Source organism: Niallia oryzisoli (assembly GCF_036670025.1).
Taxonomy (GTDB): domain Bacteria; phylum Bacillota; class Bacilli; order Bacillales; family Cytobacillaceae; genus Bacillus_BD; species Bacillus_BD oryzisoli.
Map to the genome: position 1 here is coordinate 2,987,860 of NZ_CP137640.1, position 13,891 is coordinate 3,001,750.

General features: G+C 39.5%; 13 protein-coding genes. 5 read left to right on the top strand and 8 right to left on the bottom strand.

Features of this window, described 5'->3' with window-relative positions; all coding sequences use genetic code 11:
- Window positions 1-56: 56 nt before the first annotated feature.
- The 5 genes from R4Z09_RS14930 to R4Z09_RS14950 all read right to left on the bottom strand — a co-directional run bounded on the left by R4Z09_RS14930 (window position 57) and on the right by R4Z09_RS14950 (window position 4,415).
- Window positions 57-1,031: a PDR/VanB family oxidoreductase gene (locus tag R4Z09_RS14930; protein ID WP_338453041.1), complete on the bottom strand. Its 975-nt coding sequence runs from the start codon at window positions 1,029-1,031 to the stop codon at window positions 57-59.
- A gap of 52 nt (window positions 1,032-1,083) precedes the next feature.
- Window positions 1,084-1,602 (bottom strand): dimethylamine monooxygenase subunit DmmA family protein, encoded by a 519-nt coding sequence (locus tag R4Z09_RS14935; RefSeq protein WP_338453042.1) that lies wholly within the window; start codon window positions 1,600-1,602, stop codon window positions 1,084-1,086.
- Between the two features lie 18 nt (window positions 1,603-1,620).
- The gene (locus tag R4Z09_RS14940) at window positions 1,621-2,607 is read right to left on the bottom strand and encodes a DUF3445 domain-containing protein (RefSeq protein WP_338453043.1); all 987 of its coding nucleotides are present in this window, start codon (window positions 2,605-2,607) and stop codon (window positions 1,621-1,623) included.
- A gap of 147 nt (window positions 2,608-2,754) precedes the next feature.
- Window positions 2,755-4,185 carry a purine-cytosine permease family protein gene (locus R4Z09_RS14945; protein WP_338453044.1) on the bottom strand — a complete coding sequence of 477 codons (1,431 nt, stop codon included), beginning with the start codon at window positions 4,183-4,185 and terminating at the stop codon, window positions 2,755-2,757.
- Window positions 4,186-4,211: 26 nt separating this feature from the next.
- Entirely contained in the window at window positions 4,212-4,415 is a 204-nt protein-coding gene (locus tag R4Z09_RS14950; protein ID WP_338453045.1) for a hypothetical protein, read from the bottom strand.
- Window positions 4,416-4,615: 200 nt separating this feature from the next.
- Between R4Z09_RS14950 and R4Z09_RS14955 the strand changes: the two genes are divergently transcribed.
- Window positions 4,616-6,478, top strand: a complete 1,863-nt coding sequence (locus R4Z09_RS14955) for a sigma-54 interaction domain-containing protein (RefSeq protein ID WP_338453046.1) — start codon at window positions 4,616-4,618, stop codon at window positions 6,476-6,478.
- 129 nt (window positions 6,479-6,607) lie between these two features.
- Window positions 6,608-7,177 (top strand): DJ-1 family glyoxalase III, encoded by a 570-nt coding sequence (locus tag R4Z09_RS14960; protein WP_338453047.1) that lies wholly within the window; start codon window positions 6,608-6,610, stop codon window positions 7,175-7,177.
- Window positions 7,178-7,326: 149 nt separating this feature from the next.
- On the opposite strand, the gene R4Z09_RS14965 is transcribed toward R4Z09_RS14960, so the two are convergent.
- The 3 genes from R4Z09_RS14965 to R4Z09_RS14975 all read right to left on the bottom strand — a co-directional run bounded on the left by R4Z09_RS14965 (window position 7,327) and on the right by R4Z09_RS14975 (window position 9,321).
- Window positions 7,327-8,034 carry a TerC family protein gene (locus tag R4Z09_RS14965; RefSeq protein ID WP_338453048.1) on the bottom strand — a complete coding sequence of 236 codons (708 nt, stop codon included), beginning with the start codon at window positions 8,032-8,034 and terminating at the stop codon, window positions 7,327-7,329.
- Between the two features lie 258 nt (window positions 8,035-8,292).
- Complete coding sequence (locus R4Z09_RS14970) at window positions 8,293-8,490, bottom strand: small, acid-soluble spore protein, H family (RefSeq protein WP_338453049.1); 198 nt, start codon at window positions 8,488-8,490, stop codon at window positions 8,293-8,295.
- Window positions 8,491-8,628: 138 nt separating this feature from the next.
- A complete protein-coding gene (locus tag R4Z09_RS14975) occupies window positions 8,629-9,321 on the bottom strand; it encodes a diphthine--ammonia ligase (protein ID WP_338453050.1) in 693 nt (230 codons plus the stop codon).
- 155 nt (window positions 9,322-9,476) lie between these two features.
- On the opposite strand from R4Z09_RS14975, the gene R4Z09_RS14980 reads away from it, so the two are divergent.
- The 3 genes from R4Z09_RS14980 to R4Z09_RS14990 all read left to right on the top strand — a co-directional run bounded on the left by R4Z09_RS14980 (window position 9,477) and on the right by R4Z09_RS14990 (window position 13,656).
- Window positions 9,477-9,905, top strand: a complete 429-nt coding sequence (locus R4Z09_RS14980) for a universal stress protein (protein WP_338453051.1) — start codon at window positions 9,477-9,479, stop codon at window positions 9,903-9,905.
- A gap of 188 nt (window positions 9,906-10,093) precedes the next feature.
- The gene (locus tag R4Z09_RS14985) at window positions 10,094-11,833 is read left to right on the top strand and encodes an ABC transporter ATP-binding protein (RefSeq protein ID WP_338453052.1); all 1,740 of its coding nucleotides are present in this window, start codon (window positions 10,094-10,096) and stop codon (window positions 11,831-11,833) included.
- Between the two features lie 32 nt (window positions 11,834-11,865).
- Window positions 11,866-13,656, top strand: a complete 1,791-nt coding sequence (locus R4Z09_RS14990) for an ABC transporter ATP-binding protein (RefSeq protein ID WP_338453282.1) — start codon at window positions 11,866-11,868, stop codon at window positions 13,654-13,656.
- The last annotated feature ends 235 nt before the right edge of the window (window positions 13,657-13,891 follow it).

Genomic DNA, 13,891 nt, shown 5'->3' on the forward strand with positions numbered 1-13,891 from the left:
ATGGATTTAATGAACTGTCTAAAAGCATTAAAATCAAATATAGGGCGGGAAGCTGATTACAGATCTAATACAAGCTCTTTCTCAGCATCCTTCGCTCTCGAGCAGCACGTTAAAATAACCTTCTTCGTCTGTCTTTCTTCCTCTCTATAGAAGTGATCGCGGTGATCAACTTCTCCATCAACCAACTGTACTTCGCAGCTTCCGCATCCGCCTACCTTACAGGAATAAGGGGCTTGTACACCGGCATTTAATAGAGCATCAAGCAACGATTCTTCTTCCGATACTTCCACCTGTTTCCCGCTGTTTGCTAATGTCACAACAAAAGGATTCTTCGGACCTTCATCATCAGCAGCAAATAATTCAAAATGAATCGAATGACTTGGGTAACCGTAGCTTTCTGCTGCTTCTCTAAATTCTTTCACCATTGAAATTGGTCCACAGAAATACACATGGGAGCCAATCCGATGTTCGGCCATCGAATCGGGTGTCATTCTAGTCGGGTTTTCCGCTCGTGAAAAATAGAAGTGGCATTTTCCAGGATATTTCGCATTCAACACATCATAAAAAGCACATTCTTCTTTCGTCCTTGCTGTATAATGTAATTCAAATGATTTTCCTTCTGCGGTCAAATCCTCCATCATTGTCATAAAGGGGGTAATCCCAATACCGGCGGCATAAAACACATGATGTTTCGCCGCTTGGAAGGCAAGAGGGAAATGATTTTTCGGCCAGCTGATTTCCAAATAATCTCCGACTTGAATCTGCTCATGCCAATAAACCGATCCGCCTGTAGAATGATCATCCTTACGAACAGCAATCGCATATTGAGTACGGTTTGTCGGGTGGCTTACAAGCGAGTAATTTCTTTCGATAATCTCATTGCCATTTTTGATAATGGTTCCAATATGTGATCCCCCCGTAAAAGCAGGTAGTAATTCCCGGTCAACCGGATATAAATGGAAGCGTTTGACAAATTTTGTTTCCTGAATGATTTCTCCTACATAAACTTGAATGTTTCCAAATCCACTCATCATCATCACTCCAATCGTTTTGTCTGTCTTTAAAAAAAGTCTCACATAATCATTAATTTGGTGTTACAAAGGCAGGATTGTATGGATAACCAATATATCCTTTTCGCTCTTTTGAAAAGAAAGGACCAATTTCTAGGCTGATTTGACAATGATGACAGATGGTATCTGTTTCTTCCTGCTCAACTTCCTGCAGGTGATAGCATTTCATGCAGTACACATAGCGTTTCTTCTCACCGTGGATAAGTGTTTGAATTTCATCTTCGGAAAACCCAGCCTCAATGCCCGCTGTAAGAATGGTTACGGCATCATCCCAATTGGCTGAAATATAAAGCTGGGTTCCCATTTTTTGATGATCGAGAATTTCGTTCACATTCTTTAGCTGTTCAGCATCATGGATTTCAACTAGTTCATATTCCTTTTGACCATTGATGTCCTTCACAAATTGCTGGATGGCAGCTGCTTCTTTTGGTTCGGCAGAAATAATCAGATATTTTCTCCGATCCTGTCGTACTGTGAATGCATCCACAATCGTTTCAGATTGATCGAATAATACTGGACTGTTGTATACCACTTTATATCCCTCCAATTCCTATTTTGTTTGTAAATTTAATTGTTCAACTTGGTTTTTCAAATATTCAACAGTTGGTTCAATAAACGGGGTAAACCCTTTGTAATCTGCCATTGGCTTAGGAATATCCGAAAGAATCGAGTAGGTTTGCTTAAGCCATTCCGGTCTTTGTCTTAAACCTTGCATGGATAGAAATTGCGTATTTAAGACGAACAAAATGGCATTGCTTCGCGGCATACGATAGAAAAATTGTTCTTCTACACGAAGTCTTACGAGTTCGCCGGCATTTTCCGAGTTGACTAAAAAGCGGGTTGGACCCCAAGTATCAAAGGTTTCATAGTTCACATCCCAACGGTTTGCCATCAAATTCCAGTTGATTCTTGTCCAAGGTTCACCTGGCAGCACATTACGAATTAAGAAATTACGAACTCTTTCCGCAAGCGGGACACCTGTACGAGACACAAATGGAACAGGTCCATGAATTTCGTCAAATGACATTCCTTTATTCCAGTGAGGGGAGAATAGCGCTGCATAGGATTCATGGGCGACCTCCAAATAAAGATTGTCATCTCGATGAACCATTAAGACAAAGTCTGTAGTGAAATGACGGCCGATTAAATCTAGCGGCTCAAGGTCAATGCTGGAGGCATCACCAAAGATGAAAGATTCTGTTTCGTTTAAGATGTGATTACGAAATGTCCAATGATTTCCGTTCTTTTCTAATTGGAAGTGCTCTGGGTATTTATCAACCGCCAGTTGCATAAGCATTTCTGCGACTTCCCATTGCATTTCCATTGTATGTGGAAAGGACTGGAACCTTACTTCAGGCTGTTCACGAAGTAATTCTCGTTTTCTTTTAATTTGCTTTTCATATTCCGGAGTAATGACCACACAATTCGTATGGTTCAATTCTAGTTTTCTTAAGTCGTTAGAATAGCGATAATTGTTTCCTTCTTTAATCGTTTTAAAAGGGTATGGGAATAGATCCAGATTAGTAGATTCAAACATGAAAATTCCTCCTTATTTAAAAAAAAGATTTCTTTACTTGTGTATTAGCAATAACCATGCCAAATTTAAACAGCTATTTTTCTGAATTTTAAATTAACCCTATATTCAGAAAATTTCAATTCTAAAATTTCGATTCAATATTAAAATCTAAACCAAGTCAGCTCGTTCTTCTACCGGCTCAGCCGCTTTTTTACCTGCTTCTTTATCAACACTGTAGGCGAAAACATATTTAGCTGAAATATAGTAAGTAATAAGTGAAGCAAAGTAGGCAGGAATTCCAGCTGAGACATATTCAAATAGACCGCCAGCTTTATCTAAAAGAGGATTGTAAAGACCCCAATAGACAATCGTTCCCATGATGATACTTGTGATGGCAGAAGGATTGATGCCATGCCAATATTTGTACTTTCCTTTCGTATTATATAGATCATATAAGGAAATTTTTTGCTTTTTGACAAAGAAAAAATCTGAAATCACAATCCCACCGGCAATGGACATAATGTAAGCAATAACGGTGATGAACGAGTTAAAAGCATTATAGAAGGTGGGGCTTAATAATAATAATATAGCAGGGACGGTTGTTAACATCGCGACCAGCCAAGAGCTCTTTGGAAATACCGTTTTTAAGCTAATGACTTGAGAATACATTAAGAAGATCGCTGCCGTTAAATTACCAAGTGTAAGCAGGACAAGTCCGATGAGACCAAACCATGAACCGGCAATCGCCAGCATCCACTCGGTCGGGTTTTGTGTCCCGACAACTAATGTAGTCAATGCACCTAGGACAACCGCGATATTTACAAGAATCCCATAGCTGAAAAAGGTTGCTTTATAGGCGGCTTTTTCACTTTTTACTAAGCGGGAATATTGGCCTAAATAGGGAAGCCAGGAAAAACCTAATCCAACATTCAGTTCGAGGGCTGTCATAAAGGACCGTGAAAAATCTTCATATGGTTCTGCTGGGTTTAACGCTAAAATTTTATCTAAACCTTGACCAGTTACAATTAAAATGAGTAATCCGATTAATAGGATCGCTATGGCCGGTACACCAATCCAATTGAATTTGCGGATGGCTAATGGTCCTTTAAAGGTAACCGCGAAGGCAATCACAAATAAGAAAATCGCAAAGAAGGGAACACCAGTTGAAGCTGATGTAAGAAAAGACGGCAAACTCGTAAAACTTAGTATCTTAACAATGGCCTCTCCTGCCATGTAAAGGGCAACGGCAGTATAGCCAATCGTTAAGATGGCAAAAACAAAATAAAAGATTTTTGCACCTAAATAACCGAAGGAGCTTCTAAATCCTATGAAGGTATCAATACCATACCGCGCAAAATAGATGGTAATCGGCACAATTAATAAAATAGGGAATGCCTCACCAAAAAGAATCGCACCTAAACCTTCCCGGGCATCTACCATCAAACCCGTATAAGCACCGGTTAGGATACATATACAGGATATGCCTATTCCTACTTGGATTAAAATCAGATCCCACATACCAAAGACACGATCTTTTTTTGCTGCAGGGAGAAAGCCAAAGGCTACATCCTTTGAAATTGAAGAATTTTCTTTACCCATATTTTTCCTCCTGTATTATAATGAGATTAGCTTAGTAAAACATAAGCCAAAAACGCAGCAATGAATCCAACAACTACGATAGAGCCTCTAGCGTCTGAAAATTTCATTTTTTCAACAATGAAATCATTTTCTTGATAATCCTTAATTCTGTTATGAAGATCTGTATACATCTCTTTAATGAATGGATCATTTGATTTCATGTTCTCTTGAATATCATCTTTAGGACTCAATGGGGACATCCTCCTTTCTAAGCCATTGTTACATAACAGTAGTATAGCAATTCCTATGCCAAACGAAATTTTTAGCTAAGGTAACAAAAAACGGTTTTTATTTCTCTTTTTCCATTTCATATTTGAAATTTCGATTCAATTATGAAATAATTTACTAAAAAATCAGAATTTTTTAACTTTATATAAGGGGTGCAACTGTGATGGGCTCAATTATTTTATCTACTGAACAACTTCTTAGCGTGTTTCAATCCAGTATTCTATCGATTTATGACGAAATGATTGTGACTGATGCAAAGGGAATGGTTTTACATAGAAGCGGGGAACTGAAAAACTTTTGGTCAACAGACACTGCTACCATAGTAGGAAAAACGTTTATGGAACTAGAGGAAGTTTCATACTTTAGTGAATCCATACAACAATTGTTAAATAGGGAGGTCCAATCGCTTCAATTAAAAATTTGGAACGGCAGTACGATTCTAATAACCTTGTTTCCATCACTGGTAAATAATGAAGAAACGTGCGTCTGGGGATTAAAAAGGATTTCGGAAACCATCATTGATTCAGAAGAGCTGGCAGAAGAGAGGGATACATCCACCAATTTTTTCATGGTTGCTCATAGTCAAAAAATGAAAGAAGTCCTGAATACCGTTGAAATGGTATCACAGGTTTCCACAACCGTCCTTTTATTAGGGGAATCGGGTGTTGGAAAAGAAATGATTGCAAAAACCTTGCATCAATTAGGAAATAGAAGGTTAAAGCCCTTTATCGCTGTAAATTGCGGAGCCATTCCGGAGAATTTATTAGAAAGTGAATTATTTGGTTATGTCGGCGGAGCCTTTAGCGGAGCCAACAAAAATGGTGCTCCCGGGAAATTCGAACTGGCCAATGAAGGAATTATTTTCCTTGATGAAATTGGCGAAATGCCCCTGAACCTCCAAGTAAAATTACTGCGAATTATACAGGAAAAAGAAATCACCCCTTTAGGAAGTTCAAAATCGATTAAGATAGACGTCCAAATCATCGCTGCAACGAACCGATCATTAGAAAAAATGGTTAAAGAGGGTCGTTTTAGAGAGGACCTATACTATCGTTTAAATGTCGTTCCGATTGATATCCCTTCCTTAAGGGAAAGAATTGAAGATATTCCCGCCTTAATCTATCATTTCGTTGCGAAATATAATACGTTATATCATCGCACCATCCACATAACACCTGATGCCATTGATTTATTTTGTATGTATGATTGGCCGGGAAATGTGCGGCAATTAGAAAATACAATTGAACGAATTGTTGTAACGAACAGAAATATGAACGTTGACGCAAGCATTGCCTACAGCTACATTCCTTGGAAAAAGGATGAAATCAAGGAACCGCCTTTTATTGATTACATTATGCCGTTGCAGGAAGCCGTTGATATGGTTGAAGAACAGTTAATAAAACTGGCTGTGGAAAAATATAAATCTTCAAAGCTAGCAGCAAAGGTACTCGAAATCAGCCAGCCAACATTGAGCCGAAAATATAAAAAAATTCGTGAGAAAATGGCGCAGGAATCTCTTCCGTTTTCAAATAAAAGAAGCATACTGGAAGAGCATTTAAATAAACAATTACGTTCCATGGCTATTGTTACATCCACTATCATTCTACCTGAAGAAATCTCTGAAATCGTGAAGCCAGATTTTTCACCATCCAATCCAATCTTCCAAAGGGTTCAGAAAAAATTAACAAACTTACGAGAACAGGAAGGAATCATCGAATGGGTCTATATTTTTAAAATGCTAGAAAGTAATATTGCCCAAACGCTTGTCGCCAGTGAAGATTTCGTGATTCCTCCTGGCGTGTTATATGAAGGACCACCTGAAATCATGGAAACCGCCTTTGCCGCATTAAATGGAAAAGCAGGAGTAACTCCCTTATACAAGGATATCTACGGTGAATGGAAAACAAGCTTTGCGCCCTTAATGGACCCCAACGGAAACATAGCAGCCATCATTGGCTTTGACCACAAAAAGGCATATATAGAAACCGAACTAAAAAAAATCGAGAATATGTTAAAAAAGCATTAAGAGAGGGTTCGAGGGTTGGGGGGACAGGCACCTCGACCTAGGTTGGAGGTGCCTGCCCCCCCAGAACGGATTAAACTTGTCTGAATTTTCATTAAGAGATTATAATAGGAAATGAGGAGGAGGATTTAAATGAAAAAAGCGATCATGTTTTTAGCAAATGGATATGAAGAAATCGAAGCTTTAACAGTTATAGACTTTTTACGTCGTGCTGAAATATCAGTTGATATGGTTTCAGTTACAGGAACTTTAGAAACTGTCAGCGCTCACGGTGTACATATTAAAGCAGATAAATTAGTAGAAGACGTGAATCCTACTGAATATGATGCCGTTATTACTCCAGGGGGCCTTCCAGGCGCAAATCTGCTGGCGGAAAATGAAAAAGTAGTGTCCTATTTACAATCTTTCTATGAAGCTGATAAGCTGGTTGCTTCAATTTGCGCATCACCGCTTGCACTAGAAGCAGCTGGTCTTGCTGCAAAAATTAAAGGGACTTGCTATCCTGGCTTCGAATCTCAAATAAATTTTAAAGAATTCTCTGAAGAGATTGTTGTAAGGGATGGAAATGTGATAACTTCCCGTGGTCCAGCGACATCGCCATATTTTGCGCTAGCGATCATTGAAGCACTTGCCGGAAAAGAAAAAGCGGATCAAATCCGTAATGGCACATTGATCTCAATGGTAGAAGGCGCGATTAAATAATATGACTAAAAATATAGACGGCTAATGTTTTTTAAGCCGTCTGAACACGCCAAGCATAGAACATAGAAAAACTCGTCACCTTAGAACGGTTGACGAGTTTTTCTATTCCCTATCTTACGCGGGTCGAGGTGCCTGTCCCTCTGACCCGATTATGCCGCTTTTTTGTTGTTCTGGTTTTGGTTTTTGAAGTAGCCTGCTGCTAGTATGATGGCTGTTACCACAGCTAAAATTATGTAGGCAATAGGTCCATGTGGAATATCTATTAGTTCATTTAAACTTTCATCCTTTAGTATCATCTCACCGGCTGTCCATGCAAGTATTCCCGCCCCAATATAAGCAATCCAAGTGAATTTTTCCATAAGCAAAACAATAAACTTAGAGCCGAAAATCATAATTGGTATACTAATTAACACACCAAGAGCGATCATCCCAATATGACCATGTGCAGCTCCTGCGACAGCAACTACGTTATCTAAGCTCATAACTGCATCTGCAACAATAATGGTTTTAATGGCTTTCAGCAGGCTATTATGTGACTTAACGTGTGCCTCTTCTTCACCTTCAACCAATACATGGTACGCGATCCAGAGAAGAAGAACACCGCCGATAATATTTACGTATGGAATTTGCAGCAGGTATACAATAACGGCTGCGAATCCAATCCTGATCATAACAGCGCCTGCCGTTCCCCAGAAAATGGCTTTATTCTGTAAGTGTTTTGGCAGATTTCTTGTTGCCATCGCAATGACAACGGCATTATCACCGGATAGAATGATATCAATTAGTATGATTTTAAGTAGTGCAATAAGTGCTCCTGAAGACACAGCAACACCTAGTGTTAGAAAGAGATTTTCCATCTTTGTTTGATTTCTCCTTTTTTAAAGTAAAGGAAGATGATCCCATCTTGAATGAAACGCATGATCCTAGAGTATGGTAATTTACAACATTACATTATACTATATTTTTTGAATAAGACAAAGTTATAAGAAAGTAAGATTACCAGATTTTAGATAATGCGTCATAAAAAGAGAAGTAGAATGAATCTATGCTAACGTTAATGACGAACAGCCTTGGTGCCTGTTCGTCATTAGATTCTCCCACTCGATAGAACGATATTATGTAAAATACTTTCCAGTTTCCTCTAAAGCATCAATCGACACTAGCTGCTTATGATCATGGGCTCCACGCGCTGAAACAACGGCCATACTGGAGGATTGCTCAATACTTTCAATCCAAACCGGTATACCATGATAGTGTACCGCTATTTCTTGATTGGCAGTTAGTATTTCTTTCACACGATCTAAATGCATCATATCACCTCAAAAATATCGTTTCCGAACCCATTGGAAAAAATGCATCAGCGAAATAAAACTCCTTTCCATATGAACATCACTTATTAATCGTGTATAATTTCATTTTTTTTTGAAAAAATAAGGTCAGTGTATCTGTTCCTAATCCTCATCCAGCTTCAAAGGTAAAAAAGCATAATCTCCATCTTTAACGATCGCACATTTCCTAACAGGAATAGGATGTTTAAAAATAGGGCCGTCGATTACAGTTGTATGAAATTCACCGCCTTCACCACAAGGATCGATACCGCGAGCTTCAAGCTCCTTCACATATTCAAGGGTTAACGTGCGCCCTAAATCGTCTTCTCGCATTCCTAATGATAAATTAACTGTAACAATGATCGTCACAAAGCCTAGATTAATGAACTCTTCAACCGCTTCACGATGATTCATTTCCCATAAAGGCATCCCAAGCTTTAATCCAACTTGCTCCGTAACCTTATCATGCCAGCATCCATATGCAGGCATATCCAAATCGCCAGTTACCAACACTTCTGCTCCATGACTTTTCGCTTTTTCTAAAAGGCCAATGAACACTTTTTCATAATCTGTCCAGCTTGCAGCTGCCGTATATACCTGCAATCCTATCGATTTTGCTTGGGCCTCTATAAGCTCGGGAGGCAGGCCATGCGATCGGGAACGTTTTCCTTCCTCCTCCAGCATGACAATCAGACCAATCGCTTCTCCAACCTTCATTGCTTTATATAGAGCTAGGACACTATCTTTTCCTCCGCTAAAAGAAGCAATAAACTTATACCCGCAAGCACCATTTTTCCAATTCTTTAATTCTCCCACATTATCATCTCCCTCTGGACCCATGATACAACCAAATTTTCCAGAAATAAAAGGATTTTAATAAACTTTTGTCGAAGTTTGATGTATAAGGGCAATTTAGAATTTTCCAATACCTTATAAGAAGCACCTTTATTAAAATTAGGTGGAGTGATAACATGAAAAAACAAATAATTGTTCCAATTGATGATTCCACTCAGTCTCATCAAGCGCTGCAATATGCATGCACGATTGCGAAGGAAACGGATGCTGATATTGTTCTCGTAAATGTTCAGCCAAGTTATACCTCAACTCCCAATATTCATCGGTTTATCTCGAAAGCAGATATTCAAGACTTTATTCAAGGGGCAGCAAACGAAATTTTAGAAAAAGCGATTGAAACAGTGAAAGATCCAGAGATTCATATTGAAAAGGTTGTACGAGCCGGAATTCCAAAAGTTGAGATAACGAATTTAGCTAAAGAACGAAATGCAACTAGTATTATTATGGGAACACGCGGTTTAGGTGCCGTTAAAAGCGCCTTTATTGGAAGTGTCAGTTTAGGTGTATTACAATTAGCTACTTGTCCCGTTACGTTGGTTCCTTAACAGGATGGCCCTTGTAAAAGAAAAATCTATATAACTAGCTCATTGCGAAAAAACTCGTCACACTGACGGGTTTTTTCGCTTCTTTCCACCAAGCGGGTCGAGGTGCCTGTCCCTCCGACCCCATTGATACTATTGGATGTTTCGGGTAAAATTAATCGAAATTTGCTAGATAAGGAGAAAAGAGTTTCATGAACTCCATGAGAAAATTGCTTCACTACATAAAGCCGTATAAATGGTTCGCTATCCTTGGGCCATTCCTCATGTGCATTGAAGTAGCAATGGATCTACTTCAGCCCACCATGATGCAAAAAATAATCGATGAGGGTATCGCCCATTCAGATCATGCCTATGTGATCAAACTGGGCCTGCTCATGCTTTTTAGTGCCTTTATTGGATTAATCGGCGGAGCAGGAAGCTCCGTTTATGCTGCGAAAGCGGCCGTTCATTTTTCTACCGATATCCGCCGGGATCTTTTTAAGAAAATTGGGCGGTTTTCGAATCAAAACACCGACTCGTTTGGAACAGGTAAATTAATTACGATTGTGACCAATGATATCGCGGCCATTCAATCATCCTTAATCATGACATTACGTGTATTTGTCCGCGGTCCGCTCTTGTTCATTGGTTCTGTCATTATTGTCTGGACGACTGCTCGTGAGCTGTTTCCCGTCCTGCTGGCGGCGATTCCGATATTAATACTATTTATCTATTATTTTTCAAAAAAAACAGGGGAACTTTTTACACATGTACAAAAAGCGATCGATATGGTCAATACGAAGCTGCAGGAAACATTAGCAGGCATTCGGGTGATCAAAGCATTTGACCGCCAGGAGCATGAAAAAAAACAATTCCATAGAATCAATAACATATTAACAAAACGAAATATGACAGCTGAACAGGTCATTCTGACACTAATGCCCCTGATGATGTTTGTTGTGAATATCGGGATTGTGGCTGGAATATGGCTGGGAGCAATAAAAGTAAACAAAGGGACTCTTCAAGTCGGTGTCATTCTTGCCTTTATTAACTACTTAAATATTATGTTGAACGGTTTAATGAGCAGCAGTCATGTTCTCATGCAAATTACCCGTTCCTTTCCATCTGCAGACCGCATCGTTCAAGTCCTAGAGGCGGACATCGATATTACGGAAACAGAGCAACCCGTATTACCGCAAGTAGTACATGGTTCAGTAGAATTCCGGGATGTGTCATTCAGCTATAGTAAAAATGGAGAATCTGTGTTGAAGAATATCTCCTTTACAGCGAAAGCAGGGGAAACCATCGGGATTATTGGGCCAACAGGAAGCGGGAAGTCCACCTTAATCAAATTGATTCCCCGCTTGTATGACCCGGATACAGGTGAGATATTACTAGACGGGATCAATCTTAAAAACTATTCACTTACAACGCTTCGATCGGGAATTGGCTTTGTCCCGCAAAAAGCCGTATTATTTTCCGGCAGTATCGAAGAAAATTTGCGATATGGGAAAGCCGGAGCGTCCCTAGCGCAAATGGAGGCAGCCTCACATTCAGCTGCGGCCAGTGAATTTATCGACAAACTGGAGGAGAGATTCTCTCATTCTCTTACCCAGGGAGCCACGAATTTGTCCGGAGGCCAAAAACAGCGCATAGCAATGGCCCGTGCCTTTATTAGAGAACCTGGTATCCTTATTCTTGATGATTCCACTTCAGCGATTGACGCGATTTCGGAGGGAGCCGTTCAGGATGCCTTAAAAAAATCCTATCCAAATACAACGGTGTTCATCATTTCAGCCAAAATATCATCCATTAAAGACGCTGACAAAATTCTTGTCCTGGAGGATGGAATGATTGAGGCCATTGGTACGCATAATGAATTGCTGAGAAAAAGCAAACTGTATCAAGACATCTATCAAACACAAATTGGAAGGGAGATATCTTCCATATGAGTCAAAATACCTCACAATCGGCTCCCAATATCATGCATCGTGCCCGAGGTCCAAGGGGGATAAGTGGACCAGTCGAAAAAGCAAAAGATCGGAAAGGAACATTGCGAAGAATTTGGCGCTATATGGAAATGCAAAAGGCTGCCCTTATTGCATCCGTTCTTTTTGTCATTATTTCAACCTTGTTAAGTCTTGTTGGTCCGTATTTAATCGGGGTCATCATTGATCACTATATCCTTCCAAAGGATATGAAAGGGACGTTCAGACTTTTAGTGTTACTTGCTGTTATTTATTCAGCTACAGCACTGTTTACCTGGCTGCAATCCTTCACAATGGTTCGGGTATCGCTTCATACGATTCGCCAATTGCGTCAGGATTTATATGATAAATTTCAAACCCTATCGTTACAATTTTTTGATAAACGTTCACATGGGGATTTGATGAGCAGGGTAACGAATGATATTGAAAGCTTAAATAGTGCACTCAGTCAAAGTGTTATCCAAATTTTATCAACAGTATTAATGGCAACAGGAATTACCATTGCTATGTTTTCGCTCAATTGGGTCCTGGCTATAACCGCTTTATTGATTATACCCGTCATGATCTTTACGACGAAAAAAATTATCAAATACAGCAGCAGCTATTTTATCAAAAGACAACGGGATTTAGGTGAACTGAACGGATTTGTTGAAGAATCGATTTCAGGGAGCGAAGTTGTCACGCTTTTTGGCAAGGAAGAAAAAATGAATCTGAAATTCTCAGAGATCAATGAAAGTTTACGTCATTCGGCAATGAATGCCGATATGGTATCAGGCTTTGTCGGACCAACGAATAACTTTATCAATAATTTGGGTTTAGGCTTACTCATCGGGGCAGGTGCCGTCATGACGGTGGAGGGAATGACGACCGTTGGCGTTATTGCTGCATTTGTTACCTATTCTCGTCAATTCTACCGCCCGATCAACCAGCTTTCGAGCCTGATCAATATATTTCAATCGGCGATCGCAGGTGCTGAACGGGTCTTTGAAGTGATGGATGAAACCCCGGATATTGTAGATAAACCTAATGCCATCTCTATCGATTCTTTAAAAGGAGATGTTGAATTTTCACAGGTTGATTTTAGCTATGAAACCGGAAAACTGGTCTTGAAAAATATTGATTTTCAAGTGAAAGCAGGGGAGAAAATTGCCTTGGTCGGCCCAACTGGATCCGGTAAAACCACGATTATTAATTTATTAATGCGGTTTTATGATGTAACGGCTGGTGAAATCAAAATCGACGGCTGGAATATAACCGATTATAAAATCAGTGATCTGCGGAAAAAAATCGGCATTGTGCTTCAGGATACCTTTTTATTTTCCGGCACGATTATGGAAAACATCCGCTATGGGCGGCTGGAAGCAACAGATGAAGAAGTAATTGAAGCTGCAAAAATGGCTTCCGCACACAATTTTATCAAGCATTTGCCAAATGGTTATCAAACGACGATTACCTCCGGTGGTTCAAACTTAAGTCAGGGGCAGCGTCAGTTGCTCGCCATTGCGAGAGCCATTCTAGCCGATACAGACATTCTCATACTTGATGAAGCGACTTCAAGCATTGATACAAGAACGGAAATGGAAATACAAAGAGGGCTTAACCATTTAATGGAAGGACGCACTAGTTTTGTGATTGCACACCGATTAAAAACAATCGAAAATGCTGATCAGATATTGGTTATTCAGAATGGGGAAATAATTGAAAAAGGGACGCATGAAGAACTTCTTAAGAATAAAGGATTTTACTGCAGGATGTATGAGGGTCAGTTTAGTCTTGGGGAAAAGTAAAGGGATTATTGTTTTGTTGATGAGTAATATATTAAATATTTAGTCTACTGATTTGAACCCGATCACCGGTATCTTGAGAATCAATCTAGTTTGTTTTGAACGTAAAAACACCCACAAATATTGTTAAAACAATGTTTGTGGGTGTTTTTTTATTTAGCAGGAAAAAAATCAAGCGAGACTAACGAAGTCAAAAATACATTGCAAAAATGATCTGCCCATCCTGTGAGAGCTATTA